Below are 16,480 nucleotides of genomic sequence, written 5' to 3' on the forward strand. Positions count from 1 at the left end.
TGGTCGGCGCCCCCTCGTCCTGGGCGCGCGGCACCGGGGCGCCGCCTTGCCCACCCTGCCGCCCAAGGCGGCAGATTGCCCAAGGCGGCGGCCGACGCTCCCGGAGGGGGCGGGTGAGTGGGAGATGGGCGGCGGAGCACCGTGAGCGGGCGTCAGTCCACCACCCCCCGTTCCTTCTCCGCCAGGTGGATCACGCACACCGCCACCGCGATCAGGAGCGCCGGATCGGCGTCGTCGCGGACCACGTTGACGCCGTAGGTGTCCCGCACCCGCAGCCACCGCCGCGAGATCTCGGCCAGCAGCTCCCCCTCGTACTCGACGGCGAACTCCCGGTCCAGGATCTTGCCGCTGACGTCGAGTTCCGTGCTGCCGTCGGCCAGCTGCACCCGGTAGTGATTGCGCAGCAGGGACAGCCGCTTGCGCTTGATGCGGGCCAGCTCCTCGTCGCCGCGCTCGATCACCATCGTGTCGCGCAGCGCGAACATCTTCTCGTGGATGTCGATGAGGACCCGCCCGTCGGGCCCCTTGATCTCGAAGGTGTCCCGCAGCCGCATCGCCTTGCCGTCGACGAGGAACGCCTTGTGGCCGTTCTCGTCCTCGATCCAGTAGTCCTCGCCGATGGCGAAGATCCGTTCCCTCACTTCGTAGCGCATACGTCGAACAGTGCCCGAAATTCGCGTACCGGATCCCCCTGGCGGCCCTCTTCAGGGCCGGATGAGGGAAGCCGGGCTCCCGAATCGAGCCCCAGTCGGTTCTGATTTTGTTGTGATTCTGTCCCAACGTGCGTTCTACGAAAGAGAGTTCGGTGGTCGCTGCAACCACCGGCGGGAGTGATGGGTCATTTGGGGTGGACGTGACCTTACGACCGAAGGAACAACATGTTGCGCGCACGACCCCACAGTGTCCGCAGGCTGCGGATCGCGATGGCGACCGCGGCCCTCGTCGCCGGCGGCCTCACCGCCGTGTCGCTGACCCCGGCGCAGGCGGCCACCACCGCCGCGGGCAAGGCGGCCCCGGCGGAGGACTTCAACGGCGACGGCTACGCCGACCTCGTCACCGCCGCGCCCGGAGGCACGATCTCCGGCCAGGCGGGGGCCGGCTACGTCGCGGTGACGTACGGCTCGGCGAACGGCCTCGACGCCGCGAACAAGAAGCTCATCTCCCGTTCCACCAGCGGGATTCCGGGCTCCGCGGCCGCCAAGGAGGCGTTCGGCCAGTACCTCACCAAGGGCGACCTCGACGGTGACGGCTACAGCGACCTCGTGATCGGCTCCAAGAGCAAGGACGCCGGCAGCGTCATCGTCTGGGGCTCGGCCTCCGGCCTGACCGGCGGCACGAAGATCGCCACGTACGGACGCTCGCCCCAGATCGGCGACTTCGACGGCGACGGCAAGGCCGACCTGGCCCTCCTCGCCGACATGGGCAGCTACGGCGACGACCCCGAACATCAGGGCGCCGCCCTGTGGAAGGGCCCGGTCTCCCGCGCCGGCGCCCCCGCCCAGAAGCTGAACTTCATGGACAAGTCCGAGTGGTGGGGCTACGGCAAGGACGACGCGACCTGCGTCGACGACGACTACGGCTGCGTGGACGGGCCGGACTCGACGACCGGCCCCGTGTTCTTCAACGCGGTCGGCGACCTCAACGGCGACGGCCGCGACGACCTGGCCGTGCGCTCGTACAACGGCGACGGCGTGTGGAACAACACAGTCCTGTACGGCAGCGGTTCGGGCTTCAAGCGCGGCTGGGCACCGGAGACCCAGGGGGAACTGGCCTCCGGTGACGTGAACGGCGACGGCATCGACGACCTGGTCGTCGGCTCCGACCCCGAGGAGTCCGACATCGGCGAGACGATGCAGAAGGTGACTCTCGCGTTCGGCTCGAAGGACGGCCTCAAGGGCGACGCCACCCAGACCTTCGACCAGTCCCTGCCCGGCTTCTACGGCGCCCAGGAGGACGGCGACAAGCTCGGCTCCTGCGTCTCCGTGGCCGACGTGGACGGCGACGGCCGCGCCGAGGTCGCCCTCGGTATCGCGGGCGAGGACTTCAGCGGTCTGACCGACGCCGGCTCCGTCGCGCTGCTGCACGGCTCCGCCGACGGCGTGACCGGCGAGGGCTCCCAGGTGCTCAACCAGAACTCGGCGAACGTGCCGGGCGTCGCCGAGTCGGGCGACACGTTCGGTTCGGGCTGCCAGCTGCTCGACACCAACGGCGACGGCAACCGCGACCTCGCGGTCTCCGCGACCGGGGAGAACGCCTCCTCCGGCGCCGTGTGGTCGTTCCCCGGAACCGCCACCGGCATCACCGCGACCGGCTCGAAGGCCATCAACCCGAAGGACCTCGGCGCCCCGGACACCAAGGCGCTGTTCGGCAACCCGCTGCGCTGACCCCGCACGGACCCGGTAGGGCCGCACCGCCGCACGGGGGTGCGGCCCTACGCCGTTCCAGGCGTCCGCAGCAGCCGCGCCACCGGCCGCTCCCGGGCGACGACATGACCCACCGAGATCCCCACGCACACCACCGTGAACAGCACGATCAGCCACGACAACAGCGTGAACACGAGCCCGAACGGGCCGAACTGCGCGAGCGAACGGTTCAGCACGCGCGGCATGTACAGATGCGAGGCCCACGACAGCGCGGCCACGCCCGCCCCGGTGAGCAGCGCTCCCGGCAGCAGCGGCAGCCACGCCACCCGGCTCCTGAGCAGCAGATGCTGCGTCCACCACCACAGCAGCACGCTCGTCACGTACGACAGCACGAACCCCAGCCACGCCCCCAGGCCGAAGCCGTCCCGCAGCACGCCCTGCGCGAGGATCGCCGCCGTCCACACCCCGAGCCACGCGAGCCACCGCCCAACGCCCGGCTGCACGCGGTCGCCGACAGCAGCGTGACGAGGACACCGACCACTCCCGAGGTGTCGCGCGTCCCGGAGTCTCCCGCCGCGTAGACCTGCCTGACCTGGTCGAGCGACGCGCCGCTGAGCCCCATCGCGGTGCGCGAGGATGGGATACGAATCCACTTAGCGCTCGACCGCCACACCGTGGCGAGGGCTCTCGGTGCCGCGGCACGGCACGCGTGGCACGCTTGAAGCATGAACGACTCCGCGCCCGCCCGCAGCACCCGCCGAGCCCGTGTCCGCGCCCCCGAACTGGTCGGAAAAGGTGGCTGGCTGAACACCGGCGGGACCGGCTACACCCTCGCCGACCTGCGCGGACGCATCGTAATCTTGGATTTCTGGACCTTTTGCTGCATCAACTGCCTGCACGTCCTCGACGAGTTGCGGGAGCTGGAGGAGAAGCACCGGGACACCGTCGTGATCATCGGGGTGCACTCGCCGAAGTTCGTGCACGAGGCCGAGCACGCGGCCGTCGTCGACGCCGTCGAGCGGTACGGGGTCGAGCACCCGGTGCTCGACGACCCCGAGCTCGCGACGTGGAAGCAGTACGCGGTGCGGGCCTGGCCCACGCTCGTCGTGATCGACCCCGAGGGGTACGTCGTCGCGCAGCACGCCGGTGAGGGGCACGCGCACGCGATCGAGGCGCTGGTCGGGGAGTTGGAGGCGGAGCACGCGGCGAAGGGGACGCTGCGGCGCGGAGACGGGCCGTACGTGGCGCCCGAGCCGGTCGCCACCGACCTCCGCTTTCCCGGCAAGGCGATCGTGCTGCCGTCGGGGAACTTCCTGGTCAGCGACACGACGCGGCATCAGCTGGTGGAGCTGGCCGAGGACGGCGAGAGCGTCGTGCGGCGGATCGGCAGCGGCGAGCGGGGCTTCGGTCCCGACTCGTTCAACGAGCCGCAGGGGCTCGCGCTGCTCGACGAGAACACCGTCGTCGTGGCGGACACGGTGAACCACGCGCTGCGTGCGCTCGACCTCGTCACCGGGGGCGTCACCACCCTCGCCGGCACCGGGAAGCAGTGGTGGCAGGGGTCCCCGACCAGCGGTCCTGCCCTGGAGGTCGACCTCTCCTCCCCGTGGGACGTCGCCGTCTTCGGCGGCAAGGTGTGGATCGCCATGGCGGGCGTGCACCAGCTGTGGACGTACGACCCGGAGGCGCGGACGGTCGCCGTCGCGGCGGGCACCACGAACGAGGGTCTTGTGGACGGCCCCGGCGCCGAGGCCTGGTTCGCGCAGCCGTCCGGGCTCGCCGCGGCCGGCGACCGGCTGTGGGTCGCCGACTCCGAGACCAGCGCGCTGCGGTACGTGGACGGGGACGGCGCCGTGCACACCGCCGTCGGCACCGGCCTCTTCGACTTCGGGCACCGCGACGGGGACGCCGAACAGGCGCTGCTCCAGCACCCGTTGGGCGTCACCGCGCTGCCGGACGGCTCGGTCGCGGTCTCGGACACGTACAACCACGCCTTGCGGCGCTACGACCCCTCGACGGGCCAAGTGACCACGCTCGCCACCGATTTGCGCGAGCCCAGCGACGCGGTGGTCGTCGGGGACGACGTGGTCGTCGTCGAGTCCGCGCGGCACCGGCTGACCCGGCTGCGGCTGCCCGAGGAGGCCGTGCGCGTCGAGTCGGTCGCCCATCGCACGCAGCGCGCGGCGACGGAGGTCGCGGGCGGCGGCCTCCGGCTGGACGTGGTGTTCCAGGCCCCGGCCGGGCAGAAGCTCGACACCCGGTACGGGCCCTCGACCCGCCTCCTCGTCTCGTCGACGCCGCCCGAGCTGCTGGCCGCGGGGGACGGCGCGGGCACCGACCTCACCCGCGAGCTGACCCTGGACCCGGCCGTCACCGAGGGCGTGCTGCACGTCTCGGCGATGGCCGCGTCCTGCGACGACGACCCCGAGAACGAGTACCCGGCCTGCCACGTCCACCAGCAGGACTGGGGCGTCCCGGTGCGGGTCGCCGAGGGCGGGGCCGAGCGGCTGCCGCTGGTGCTGGCGGGCCTGGACGAGGACGGGACCTGACGGTGGTGGTCTAGATGTGCCGATCCCGCTCGTCCTCGACCACGGTCGTGCGATTGGCGGGCGGGACCAGGCCCCGGCGTCGTCCGACGCTGCGGAACACGAAGGTGCCGATCAGCCCGACGATCATCAGGATCCAGCCGACCAGATCGAGGTTGACGCTCTGCATGTGCCAGTCGGTCGCGAACGCGAGGATCGCGCCGACCGCGATCAGGATGATGGAACCTCCAAGGCTCATCAGCTCCGCCTCCTGTGGTGTGTGCGAACGTGAGTGAGGGGCCCGGGTACCCCCGAACCCCTCGCCCTCACACCGGAGTTCAGCCCTCCAGGAACGCCGTGAGCGCGTTCGCCAGCAGGTACGGGTCGTCGGCGCCGCACAGTTCGCGCACGCTGTGCATGGAGAGGATCGCCGTGCCGATGTCGACCGTCTTGATGCCGTGCCGGGCGGCGGTGATCGGGCCGATCGTGGTGCCGCACGGCATCGCGTTGTTCGACACGAACGACTGGAACGGGACGCCCGCCTTGTCGCACGCCGCCGCGAACACGGCGCGGCCCGAACCGTCCGTCGCGTAACGGTTGTTGACGTTCACCTTGAGGATCGGTCCGCCGTTGGCGCGCGGGTGGTGCGTGGGGTCGTGGCGCTCGCCGTAGTTGGGGTGCACGGCGTGGCCCGTGTCGGAGGAGAGGCAGATCGTGCCGGCGAAGGCCCGCGCGCGGTCCTCGTACGAGCCGCCGCGCGCGAACACCGAACGCTCCAGGACCGTGCCGAGCAGCGGGCCGTCGGCGCCGGTGTCGGACTGCGAGCCGTTCTCCTCGTGGTCGAAGGCGGCGAGCACGGGGATGTACGGGAGGTCCTCCTGCTTGGCGACCTCGGCGAGCGCGGCGGTGCAGGCGTGCACGGACAGCAGGTTGTCCATGCGGGGCCCGGCGACGAGCTCCTTGTCGCGGCCCAGGTAGGAGGGAGCCTCGATGGCGTACGTCATCAGGTCCCAGCCGGTGATGTCGCCGCGGCCGAGCCCGTTCTCGTCCTCAAGGAAGGACAGCAGGTCGCCCTCGTGGACGTCCCCGCCGAGGCCCCAGATGGGCTGCATGTGGCGCTGCTTGTCGAGTTTCAGGCCGTCCGACGTGACCGATCGGTCCAGGTGGATGGCGAGCTGCGGGACGCGCAGCAGGGCGCGGTCGACGTTCACCAGGCGCTCGGTGCCGTCGCGCAGCGAGACGCGGCCCGCGAGGCCGAGGTCGCGGTCGAGCCAGGAGTTGAGCAGCGGTCCGCCGTAGATCTCGACGGCGATCTGGCGCCAGCCGTTGCTCGCCATGTCGGGCTGGGGCTTCACGCGCAGGTTCGGGGAGTCGGTGTGCGCGCCGACGATCCGGAACGGCGTGTGGGCGCCGGCGCCCTCCGGGACGTACCAGGCGATGACGGCGCCGCCGCGGGTGACGAACTTGCCGCCGCTCGTGCCGTCCCAGGCGTCGGTCTCGGCGACCTGCTGGAATCCCGCCTTCTCCAGCCGTGCGGCCACGTTTGCCACGGCGTGGTACGGCGTGGGGCTCGCCGCGAGAAAGGCCATCAGGTCGTCGGTGTGCCCACGATCGAAGGGGCGGGAGGCGGTGTTCATGCGGCCAAGGGTAGCCAGTCCCTCCGGGTGCGGCGCGGCCCCGGTGGCCTGCCTCCGGCGGCCTTCGCGCCGGTGTGCGTGTGGTGTCTGTCCGCTGTGCGGGCTGCGGCCGCGTCGTGGCTTTGCGCAGTTCCCCGCGCCCCTAAAAGGGGCGCGGGGAACTGCGCGCGCAACCGGCAAAGGCAAAGGCCCGTCGTCCCGCAACAGGGACGACGGGCCACACCACGACGGGTCCTAGAAGGCCGCCTCGTCGAGGTCCATGATCTCGACGCCCGACTCGCTCGTCGTCTGCGCGAGCTTCCGCGCCCCCGTCACCCCCGGCAGGACGTTCGCGGCGAAGAACTTCGCAGCGGCGATCTTGCCCTGGTAGAACGCGACGTCCTTGCCGGAGGCACCCGCGGCGAGCTTCTCGGCGGCGACGGCCGCACCCTTGAGGAGCAGGTAGCCGACGACCACGTCGCCGGAGGCCATCAGCAGGCGGGTCGTGTTGAGGCCGACCTTGTAGATCGACTTCACGTCCTGCTCGGTGGCGACCAGGTCGTTGATCATGAGGCCGACGATGGCCTCCAGCTCGCCGGCCGACTTGCCGAGCGTCTCGCGGGCCGCGGCCAGCTCCTCGCCGCCGGTCTCCACGGCGAGGAACTTCTTGATCTCCTCGGAGAGCGCGTTCAGCGCGGCGCCCTGGTTGCGGACGATCTTCCGGAAGAAGAAGTCCTGGCCCTGGATCGCGGTCGTGCCCTCGTAGAGGGTGTCGATCTTCGAGTCCCGGATGTACTGCTCGATCGGGTACTCCTGGAGGAACCCGGAGCCGCCGAACGTCTGGAGCGACTGGGCGAGCTGCTCGTAGCCCTTCTCGGAGCCGTAGCCCTTCACGATGGGCAGGAGGAGGTCGTTGAGCGCGTGCTCGGTGGCCGCGTCCTCGCCCGCCGCCTCCTTGACCTGGATCGCGTCCTGCACGGAGGCCGTGTAGAGCACGAGCGTGCGCATGCCCTCCGCGTACGCCTTCTGCGTCATCAGCGAGCGGCGCACGTCCGGGTGGTGCGTGATGGTGACCTTCGGCGCGGTCTTGTCCGTGCTGCGGGCGAGGTCCGAGCCCTGGACGCGCTCCTTGGCGTACTCGAGGGCGTTGAGGTAGCCCGTCGACAGCGTGGAGATCGCCTTCGTGCCGACCATCATGCGGGCGAACTCGATGATGCGGAACATCTGGCGGATGCCGTCGTGCTTGTCGCCGATCAGCCAGCCCTTGGCGGGGTGCTGGTCGCCGAAGGTCATCTCGCACGTGTTGGAGGCCTTGAGGCCCATCTTGTGCTCGACGTTGGTGGCGTAGACACCGTTGCGCTCGCCCAGCTCGCCGGTCTCCCAGTCGAACTCGAACTTCGGGACGAGGAAGAGCGAGAGGCCCTTGGTGCCGGGGCCGTGGCCCTCGGGGCGGGCGAGGACGTAGTGGAGGATGTTCTCCGACATGTCGTGCTCACCGGACGTGATGAAGCGCTTCACGCCCTCTATGTGCCAGGAGCCGTCGGCCTGCTCGACGGCCTTGGTGCGGCCGGCGCCGACGTCCGAACCGGCGTCCGGCTCGGTCAGCACCATCGTCGAGCCCCACTGCTTGTCGACGGCGATCTCGGCGGCCTTCTTCTGCTGCTCGTTGCCCTCCTCGAAGAGGATGCCGGCGAACGCCGGGCCGGAGGAGTACATCCAGATCGCCGGGTTGGCGCCCAGGATCAGCTCCGCGTGGGCCCAGATCAGGGAGCGCGGCGCGGTGGTGCCGCCGATCTCCTCGGGCAGGCCGAGACGCCAGTACTCGGCGTCCATGAAGGCCTTGTAGGACTTCTTGAAGGAGGCCGGGACCGGAGCCGTGTTGGTCTCCGGGTCGAAGACCGGCGGGTTGCGGTCCGCGTCCGCGAAGGACTCCGCGAGGTCGTTCTCGGAGAGGCGGGCGACCTCTTCGAGGATGCTCTTTGCGGTGTCGACATCCATGTCCCCGAACGGGCCGGTGCCGTACAGCTTGTCGCGGTCGAGCACCTCGAAGAGGTTGAACTCGATGTCGCGGAGATTCGACTTGTAGTGCCCCATGGCGACGGCTCCGTGTCCTCGTACGCATACCAACTAGTAACCAACAGAATGCTACCCGTGGGTAATAAGAATCAACCCCCAGTGGGCCAACTGTGACGAACGCGGCGCCCCTGTCCTTGAGCGGCTCGGTAGCATTCCCTTCATGTACGGCTACGACCAGAGCCCGGGCGCCGGGCAGCAGTACGCGCCGCCGCAGGGCGGGTACGGGCAGCAGGCTCCGCCGCTGTATCCCGAGCCGTCGCCGCCCTCGCTGACGGACGCGGTCCGCGCGTTCACCACGGGCTCGATGTCCGCCGAGGACTTCCAGCAGATCTTCGCCTCGTCGAAGGTCTACTGCCCGCGTGGCGACAACCCCGGCTTCCTCGCGCTGCACAACACCCAGCAGCCGGTGATCCCGATGTTCAGCACCCTCAAGGAGCTGCGCAGATACGCGGGCAAGGAGTCCAAGTACTTCGTCATCACCGGCGCCGAGGTCATCGACCTGCTGCCCACCGGGTACGGCTTCGTGCTCGACATGGAGGGCGAGCACCGGATGGTCTTCGACGCGAAGGCGGTCGAGGAGATGGTCGATTTCGCGATGCGTCGCATGTACGGCTAGGGCTTGTCGTTTGGATCAGGCCGGGCTCGCGGGGCCTGGCACGCACGCTCGCGGCGTTGTCGTCGGTCGCCCACTTGCGGCCAGTAGTCGCCCATCGTTGATAGAGGCCCGGACGCACCTCGCGTCCGGGCCTTTCGCGTGCCCGGGAATAGGTGGCGACTTGCGGGATGTTCACCGTTCAACTAAATTGATGGCAGACCCCGAGGAGGCCGCCATGCCCGCTGTGACCGTCGAGAACCCGCTGACCCTGCCCCGCGTGGCCGCGCCGGCGGACGCCGTGGCGCGCCCCGTGCTCGCTGTGACGACCGCGCCGAGCGGTTTCGAAGGGGAGGGATTCCCGGTGCGCCGCGCGTTCGCCGGGATCAACTACAAGTACCTCGACCCGTTCATCATGATGGACCAGATGGGTGAGGTGGAGTACGAGGCCGGCGAGCCCAAGGGCACCCCCTGGCACCCGCACCGCGGCTTCGAGACCGTCACGTACATCATCGACGGCACCTTCATCCACCAGGACTCGCACGGCGGTGGCGGCACCATCACCAACGGCGACACCCAGTGGATGACGGCCGGCTCGGGTCTGCTGCACATCGAGACGCCGCCGGAGTCGCTCGTCATGAGCGGCGGTCTGTTCCACGGCCTCCAGCTGTGGGTCAACCTGCCCGCCAAGGACAAGATGAAGAACCCGCGGTACCAGGACATCCGCGGCGGCCAGGTCAAGCTGCTCACGACCGCCGACGGCGGCGCGCTGCTTCGCGTCATCGCCGGTGAGCTGGACGGCAACGAGGGGCCGGGCATCACGCACACCCCGATCACGATGGTGCACGCCACCGTCCGCCCGGGCGCCGAGGCGACGCTGCCCTGGCGCGAGGACTACAACGGGCTCGTGTACGTGCTCGCTGGCAAGGGCTCCGTCGGCGCCGACCGGCGTCCCGTGCACACGGGCCAGACCGCCGTGTTCGGTGCGGGTTCGTCCCTGACCGTGCGCGCCGACGAGTCCCAGGACGCGAACACCCCCGACCTCGAAGTGGTCATCCTGGGCGGTCAGCCGATCCGTGAGCCGATGGCGCACTACGGCCCGTTCGTGATGAACAACAAGGCCGAACTCCAGCAGGCCTTCGACGACTTCCAGGCCGGACGCCTGGGCGTCATCCCCAGCAAGGAGCGTCTGCCGCACACGTGATGCGCTGACGCGTCACGACGAGCGAGCAATAAATGACGCCCCGTCACTCGGCCGGACCCGGCCGGGAGGCGGGGCGTTCGCACGCATGATCAACTGTCAGGGTGCAGACCGGTAAGCCACTTCTCCCCGATCCCGCCCGCCGCCTCGCCGCCTGGTGCGGCGTCGTCCTGCTCGTCGTCGGCGTCGCCGCCGTCGGGATCGCGCTGGTCATCATCTTCCAGTCGGCCGTCACGCCCGTGCTGCTCGCGTTGCTCGGCACCGCGCTGCTCGGCCCGGTCTTCGAGTGGCTGACGAAGCTGAAACTGCCGCGCGCGCTGGCCGCCATCCTCACCTGCGTCGCGCTCGTCGCGGTGGTTGGCGGCGCCGGCTACATCGTGGTCACCGCGCTGATCGACACCGGCGAGCAGATCGTCGACTCGCTCCGGCAGGCCGGGGACTGGCTCAGGGAGCACGTGGGCATCGTCGGCGCCGACGACCTCGGCAACGTCGCCGACAACGCCAAGGACCAGGTCGGCAAGTGGGGGTCCAACCTGGCGGGCGGGGTGATCGCCGGGCTCTCCGCGCTCGGCTCGCTGCTCGCCACGAGCGTGCTCGCGCTGCTGCTCACCTTCTTCTTTCTGAAGGACTCCAACCGGGCCTCGGGGCTCGCGCGCACCATCGCCCCGCACCACGGCGAGGTCCTGGAGGCGATGGGGCGCCGGGCGTTCGAGGCGATCTCCGGATTCATGCGCGGCACGACGTTCATCGCGCTCATCGACGGCATCTGCATCACCGTCGGGCTGCTGATCCTCCAGGTGCCGGGCGCGGTCGGACTCGGCGCGCTGGTCTTCGTCGGCGCGTACATCCCCTACCTCGGCGCGACCCTGTCCGGGGCCGTCGCCGTGCTCGTCGCGCTCGCCGACCGGGGGCTGATCATCGCCCTGTGGACGCTCGGGGTGATCCTCGCCGTGCAGCAGCTGGAGGGGCACATCCTCCAGCCGATGATCCAGTCGCGGACCGTCCAGATGCACCCCGCGATGGTGATGCTGGCGATCACCGCGGGCGCCGCGGTCGCGGGCATTCTCGGGATGCTGCTCGCGGTGCCGCTGGTGGCCGCCGCATTCGGCGTCCTCGGGGAGCTGAGGAGGCGTTACGCGCCGGACGACATGGGCGAAGGACCGCCTTCGGTTTCACGTGAAACGGGTGACGGGGCCTCAGGGGCGTCAGGGGGCTCAGGAAGCTCGGAGGCCTCCGGGCCCTCTGGGCCTGCCGGGTGCGCCGGGTCCTCGGGCGCCGTCGAGGGTTCGTAGAGCTCGAACCAGATGCTCTTGCCCTCGCCCCGCGGGTCCACGCCCCAGCGGTCGGCGAGCAGCTCCATGAGCACCAGACCGCGCCCCGACGACGCCAGCTCGCCGGGGCGGCGCTTGTGCGGCAGGTCGTCGGAGGCGTCCGCGACCTCCACGCGCAGCCGGCGGGGTTCGGCGCCGTGCCGGGTCATCTCGGCGACCAGGAGCGCGTCGCCGTCGGTGTGCACCAGGACGTTGGTGACCATCTCGGAGACGAGCAGCACCGCCGAGTCGACCTGATCCGTGTCGGCCCAGTCGTGCAGCAGCTCCCGCAACTGCTGGCGGGCGGCCGCGATCCGCTCGGGCTCGGCCTGGGCGATGGTCATCGCGGTGCGCCGGGCCACGGTGGCACCGGCCGACTGGGGGGTGCGGCGCAGCAGCAACAGCGCGATGTCGTCCTCGCGGCGGTCCGCGAGCGGCCCCGTGGTGTGGTGCGAGGAGGGCCCGTGCACCGCCTGCACCAGGGCGTCCGCCAGCTCCTCCAGGCGCTCGTCCGGGCCGGACTCCAGGGCCGCGCGGATCCGCGACCAGCCGGTGTCCAGGTCGTGCCCGCCCGTCTCGATCAGCCCGTCCGTGCAGATGAGCAGCGTCTCGCCGGGTTCGAGGACGAGACGGGTCGTCGGATAGTCCACGTCCGGGTCGACGCCGAGCGGCAGGCCGCCCGCGGTGGGGCGGACGAGGACGGTGCCGTCGGCCGTCCGGATCGCGGGGTCCGGGTGCCCGGCACGGGCGATCTCCAGGACGCCGGTGGCCGGGTCGGCCTGGACGTACAGACAGGTCGCGAAGCGCGGGTCGGACCCGGGTTCGTCGGCGTCGCCGATGCCGTGCAGGAAGCGGGAGGCGCGAGAGAGTACGGCGTCGGGCCGGTGCCCCTCGGAGGCGTAGGCGCGCAGGGCGACCCGGAGCTGCCCCATCAGGCCCGCCGCGCGCACGTCATGGCCCTGTACGTCGCCGATGACCAGGGCGATGCCGCCGCCCGGCAGCGGGATCATGTCGTACCAGTCGCCGCCGACCTGGAGGCCGCCGCCGGTCGGCACGTAGCGGGCGGCGATGCTCATGCCGGGGATCTCCGGGCCGATCGAGGGCAGCATCGTCTTCTGGAGGCCGTCGGTGAGCTCCCGCTCGGACTCGGCGACCCCGGCCCGCGAGAGGGCCTGCGCCAGCATCCGCGCGACCGTGGTGAGGACCGAGCGCTCGTCGGGCGTGAACGACACCGGGTACATGAAGCCCGCCATCCACGCGCCGATCGTGCGGCCCGCGACGACCAGCGGCAGGAACGCCCACGACTTGCGCTCGAAGCGGGCGGCCAGCGGCCAGGCCGCCGGGTAGCGGGCGCGGTACTCGTCGGGCGAGGACAGATAGACCGCGCGCCCGGTGCGGACGACCTCGGCGCCCGGATAGTCCGTGGCCAGGTCCATGTCGGTGAACGGGGACTCGTCGCCGTCCTCCTGGCCGTGGTGCCCGATGACGGTGAGCCGGTCGCCCGCGACACCGAACACCGCGAGACCGTCCGGCGAGAACCCCGGCATGGAGAGCCCGGCGGCGACCCGCAGCACCTCCTCCGTGGACCCGGCCTCGGCGAGCGCCCGCCCCGCGTCCAGCAGGAAGGCCTCGCGCGAGCGCCGCCAGTCGCCGGTCACCGGGGTGCGGGACGCGGCCTCGGGCGGCGGCTCGGAGACCTCCTGGAGCGTGCCGATCAGTTCGAACGAGCCCGGGGCGTCGCCGTGCACGATCGGCTTGGAGCGGCTGCGTACGGTGCGCAGCACCCGGCCGTGCCCGTCCATGATGCGCAGCCGGGCCTCGGCGAGGGTGCCCTCGGCGACGGCGAGCTGCACGATGCCGTGTATCTCGTTCCAGTCGACCGGGTGGAAGCGGGCGCGGGCGGCGGCCTCCGTCAGGGCGACCGGCTCGCTTCCGGGGATGGTGGGCAGCCCGATCAGCCGGGCGGCCTCGGCGTCGAAGGTGACGAGTCCCGCCCGGTTGTCCCATCGCCACAACCCGGTCGCGAGTGCGGCGAGGACGTCCTCCAATGGAGGGAGGTCACCGGTGCGCATTGCCCCACTCTAGAAAGAGGTGATCGATTGCGGCCACCAGAGGCTCTCGGCCGGGTGCAGGGGCGGAAGGCGGTGGGCGGGGGCCGGTAGGCTTGGGGGGATCCCGGTTGTCTCCCGGGGAACCCCAAGCGCAAAGGCTGGATGAACGACGATGCATCGGTACAGGTCCCACACCTGCGGCGAGCTCCGCGCCTCTGACGTCGGCTCCGACGTCCGGCTGAGCGGCTGGCTGCACAATCGCCGAGACCTGGGCGGCATCCTCTTCATCGATCTGCGCGACCACTACGGCATCACGCAGCTCGTCGCCCGTCCGGGCACCAAGGCCGCCGAGGTCCTCGACAAGCTGACCAAGGAGACGGTCGTCCGCGTCGACGGCAAGGTCGTCTCCCGCGGCGCGGACAACGTGAACCCGGAGCTGCCCACCGGCGAGGTCGAGATCGAGGCCTCCGACGTCGAGGTGCTCGGCGGCGCCCAGCAGCTGCCGTTCCAGATCAACCAGGACGACGGGGTGGGCGAGGAGCGCCGCCTGGAGTACCGCTTCCTGGACCTGCGCCGCGAGCGCATGCACCGCAACATCATGCTGCGCAGCGAGGTCATCGCCTCGATCCGCTCCAAGATGGTCAACCTCGGCTTCAACGAGATGGCGACGCCGATCCTCGCCGCGACCTCCCCCGAGGGCGCCCGCGACTTCGTCGTCCCGTCCCGTCTGAACCCGGGCAAGTTCTACGCCCTCCCCCAGGCGCCGCAGCAGTTCAAGCAGCTGCTGATGATCTCGGGCTTCGACCGCTACTTCCAGATCGCGCCGTGCTTCCGCGACGAGGACGCGCGTGCGGACCGCTCGCCGGGCGAGTTCTACCAGCTCGACATCGAGATGAGCTTCGTCGAGCAGGAAGACGTCTTCCGCCCGATCGAGAAGCTCATGACCGAGATCTTCACGGAGTTCGGCGGCGGCCGCGAGGTGACGTCTCCCTTCCCGCGCATCCCGTTCCGCGAGTCGATGCTGAAGTACGGCAACGACAAGCCGGACCTGCGCGCGAAGCTCGAACTCGTCGACATCACCGACGTGTTCGAGGGCTCGGAGTTCAAGGCGTTCGCCGGCAAGCACGTGCGTGCGCTGCCCGTTCCGGACACCGCCTCGCAGTCCCGCAAGTTCTTCGACGGCCTGGGCGACTACGCGGTCGAGCAGGGCGCCAAGGGCCTCGCCTGGATCCGCGTGGGCGAGGACGGCACGTTCGCGGGCCCGATCGCCAAGTTCCTCACCGAGGAGAACGTCAAGGTCCTCACCGAGCGCCTCGGCCTGAAGGCCGGCCACGCCGTGTTCTTCGGCGCGGGCGAGTTCGACGAGGTCTCGAAGATCATGGGCGCGGTCCGCGTCGAGGCCGCCAAGCGCGCCGGCCACTTCGAGGAGGGCGTCTTCCGCTTCTGCTGGATCGTCGACTTCCCGATGTACGAGAAGGACGAGGAGACCGGCAAGATCGACTTCTCCCACAACCCGTTCTCCATGCCGCAGGGCGGCATGCAGGACCTGGAGGAGAAGGACCCGCTGGACATCCTCGCCTGGCAGTACGACATCGTCTGCAACGGCACGGAGCTGTCCTCCGGCGCGATCCGGAACCACGAGCCCGACATCATGATCAAGGCCTTCGAGATCGCCGGCTACGACGCGGAGACCGTCGAGGCCGAGTTCGCGGGCATGCTCCGCGCGTTCCGCTTCGGCGCCCCGCCGCACGGCGGGATCGCCCCGGGCGTCGACCGCATCGTCATGCTCCTCGCCGACGAGCCGAACATCCGGGAGACCATCTCGTTCCCGCTGAACGGCAACGCGCAGGACCTGATGATGGGCGCGCCCACCGAGCTGGACGAGTCGCGCCTGCGCGAACTCAACATCCAGCTGCGCAAGCCGGTCGAGAAGAAGTAGCGCACCGCGCCGCGACGTTGCCGAAGGGCCCGGAACCGAGGATCGGTTGCGGGCCCTTCGGCGTGTGTGCCGCTGTCCCCGTTCGGGGGTGCGCTCTGTAGTCGTCCGGTGATTGTCAGTGGTGGTCCGTACTGTCAGAGCGGTACCTGATCCGCGATGATGAGCATGGGGAGGCCGTCATGAGTCTCGTAGCAGAGGAGCGGTCCGCTGTGGTGCTGAGCCAGGAGGATTTCGAGGAGCTGGCCCGTCATGCCATACGAACCAACGAGGCGCTTCGGATGGAGTTCATCGGCGGCAAAATGAGGGTCAAGGCTGTGCCGGACGGCGATCACGGACGGATCATCGAGTGGCTGTCGAGGCTGTGCATCCAGGCCGACAGCGGCTGGTGGCTCTACCCGGACCAGGGCCTGCGCGTGGAGTCGTACCGGAACGGCAATGCCCGGCCGGACGGCGCGCTGGCGCGCAGCGGCACGTTCGTCGGCCAGGGCGAATGGGCCTCCACCGACGGCGTTCTCATGGTCGCCGAGGTGACGTCGCGCGACAGGGACACGAACCAGTGTGACCGGGTCGAGAAGCCCCGCGCCTACGCAGAGTCCGAGATCCCGGTGTTCCTGCTGATCGACCGGGAGACCTGTGAGGTCAAGGTCCATTCGCAGCCCGATGGGGTGCGCTACGAGCAGGTGGTGACGGTGCCGTTCGGGAAGACGGTCGCGCTGCCCGAGCCGGTGGGGATCGAGCTCGACACCGAGCCGCTCAAGGACTGGGCGAGCTGAGCGGCACGAAGGGCCCGGAACCGAAGATCGGATC

12 protein-coding genes and 1 pseudogene are annotated in these 16,480 nt (G+C 70.3%); 7 read left to right on the top strand and 6 right to left on the bottom strand.

Annotation, left to right across the window (positions count from 1 at the left end):
* Window positions 1-152 precede the first annotated feature (152 nt).
* Complete coding sequence (locus ACIA8D_RS05775) at window positions 153-653, bottom strand: LURP-one-related/scramblase family protein (protein ID WP_399228996.1); 501 nt, start codon at window positions 651-653, stop codon at window positions 153-155.
* Between the two features lie 225 nt (window positions 654-878).
* On the opposite strand from ACIA8D_RS05775, the gene ACIA8D_RS05780 reads away from it, so the two are divergent.
* The gene (locus tag ACIA8D_RS05780) at window positions 879-2,384 is read left to right on the top strand and encodes an FG-GAP-like repeat-containing protein (RefSeq protein ID WP_399228998.1); all 1,506 of its coding nucleotides are present in this window, start codon (window positions 879-881) and stop codon (window positions 2,382-2,384) included.
* 47 nt (window positions 2,385-2,431) lie between these two features.
* On the opposite strand, the gene ACIA8D_RS05785 is transcribed toward ACIA8D_RS05780, so the two are convergent.
* Window positions 2,432-2,866 carry a hypothetical protein gene (locus ACIA8D_RS05785; protein ID WP_399228999.1) on the bottom strand — a complete coding sequence of 145 codons (435 nt, stop codon included), beginning with the start codon at window positions 2,864-2,866 and terminating at the stop codon, window positions 2,432-2,434.
* A 222-nt stretch (window positions 2,867-3,088) separates the two neighbouring features.
* On the opposite strand from ACIA8D_RS05785, the gene ACIA8D_RS05790 reads away from it, so the two are divergent.
* Window positions 3,089-4,912, top strand: a complete 1,824-nt coding sequence (locus ACIA8D_RS05790) for an NHL domain-containing thioredoxin family protein (protein ID WP_399229000.1) — start codon at window positions 3,089-3,091, stop codon at window positions 4,910-4,912.
* Between the two features lie 10 nt (window positions 4,913-4,922).
* On the opposite strand, the gene ACIA8D_RS05795 is transcribed toward ACIA8D_RS05790, so the two are convergent.
* The 3 genes from ACIA8D_RS05795 to ACIA8D_RS05805 all read right to left on the bottom strand — a co-directional run bounded on the left by ACIA8D_RS05795 (window position 4,923) and on the right by ACIA8D_RS05805 (window position 8,598).
* Window positions 4,923-5,147 carry a DUF6458 family protein gene (locus tag ACIA8D_RS05795; RefSeq protein ID WP_399229002.1) on the bottom strand — a complete coding sequence of 75 codons (225 nt, stop codon included), beginning with the start codon at window positions 5,145-5,147 and terminating at the stop codon, window positions 4,923-4,925.
* A gap of 79 nt (window positions 5,148-5,226) precedes the next feature.
* Window positions 5,227-6,525, bottom strand: coding sequence for a M18 family aminopeptidase (locus ACIA8D_RS05800; RefSeq protein ID WP_399229004.1), 1,299 nt, complete (start codon window positions 6,523-6,525; stop codon window positions 5,227-5,229).
* Between the two features lie 234 nt (window positions 6,526-6,759).
* The gene (locus ACIA8D_RS05805; RefSeq protein ID WP_399229005.1) at window positions 6,760-8,598 is read right to left on the bottom strand and encodes an acyl-CoA dehydrogenase; all 1,839 of its coding nucleotides are present in this window, start codon (window positions 8,596-8,598) and stop codon (window positions 6,760-6,762) included.
* Between the two features lie 142 nt (window positions 8,599-8,740).
* Here ACIA8D_RS05805 and ACIA8D_RS05810 point away from each other — a divergent pair, with 142 nt between their 5' ends.
* From ACIA8D_RS05810 to ACIA8D_RS05820, 3 genes are all read left to right on the top strand, one after another.
* Complete coding sequence (locus tag ACIA8D_RS05810) at window positions 8,741-9,196, top strand: SseB family protein (RefSeq protein ID WP_399229007.1); 456 nt, start codon at window positions 8,741-8,743, stop codon at window positions 9,194-9,196.
* A gap of 214 nt (window positions 9,197-9,410) precedes the next feature.
* Window positions 9,411-10,376, top strand: coding sequence for a pirin family protein (locus tag ACIA8D_RS05815; protein WP_399229009.1), 966 nt, complete (start codon window positions 9,411-9,413; stop codon window positions 10,374-10,376).
* A 101-nt stretch (window positions 10,377-10,477) separates the two neighbouring features.
* Window positions 10,478-11,665 carry an AI-2E family transporter gene (locus tag ACIA8D_RS05820; RefSeq protein ID WP_399229010.1) on the top strand — a complete coding sequence of 396 codons (1,188 nt, stop codon included), beginning with the start codon at window positions 10,478-10,480 and terminating at the stop codon, window positions 11,663-11,665.
* Here ACIA8D_RS05820 and ACIA8D_RS05825 read toward each other — a convergent pair.
* Window positions 11,635-13,755 (bottom strand): annotated as a pseudogene (locus ACIA8D_RS05825) (SpoIIE family protein phosphatase); the annotation flags it as partial. The gene ACIA8D_RS05820 and the pseudogene ACIA8D_RS05825 overlap by 31 nt on opposite strands.
* Before the next feature lie 151 nt (window positions 13,756-13,906).
* On the opposite strand from ACIA8D_RS05825, the gene aspS reads away from it, so the two are divergent.
* Complete coding sequence (aspS, locus tag ACIA8D_RS05830) at window positions 13,907-15,673, top strand: aspartate--tRNA ligase (RefSeq protein ID WP_399229012.1); 1,767 nt, start codon at window positions 13,907-13,909, stop codon at window positions 15,671-15,673.
* A 179-nt stretch (window positions 15,674-15,852) separates the two neighbouring features.
* On the top strand, window positions 15,853-16,446 hold the full coding sequence (locus ACIA8D_RS05835) for a Uma2 family endonuclease (RefSeq protein ID WP_399229015.1): 594 nt from the start codon (window positions 15,853-15,855) through the stop codon (window positions 16,444-16,446).
* Window positions 16,447-16,480: the final 34 nt, after the last annotated feature.

The organism is Streptomyces sp. NPDC051684, from assembly GCF_044453445.1.
Lineage (GTDB): Bacteria > Actinomycetota > Actinomycetes > Streptomycetales > Streptomycetaceae > Streptomyces.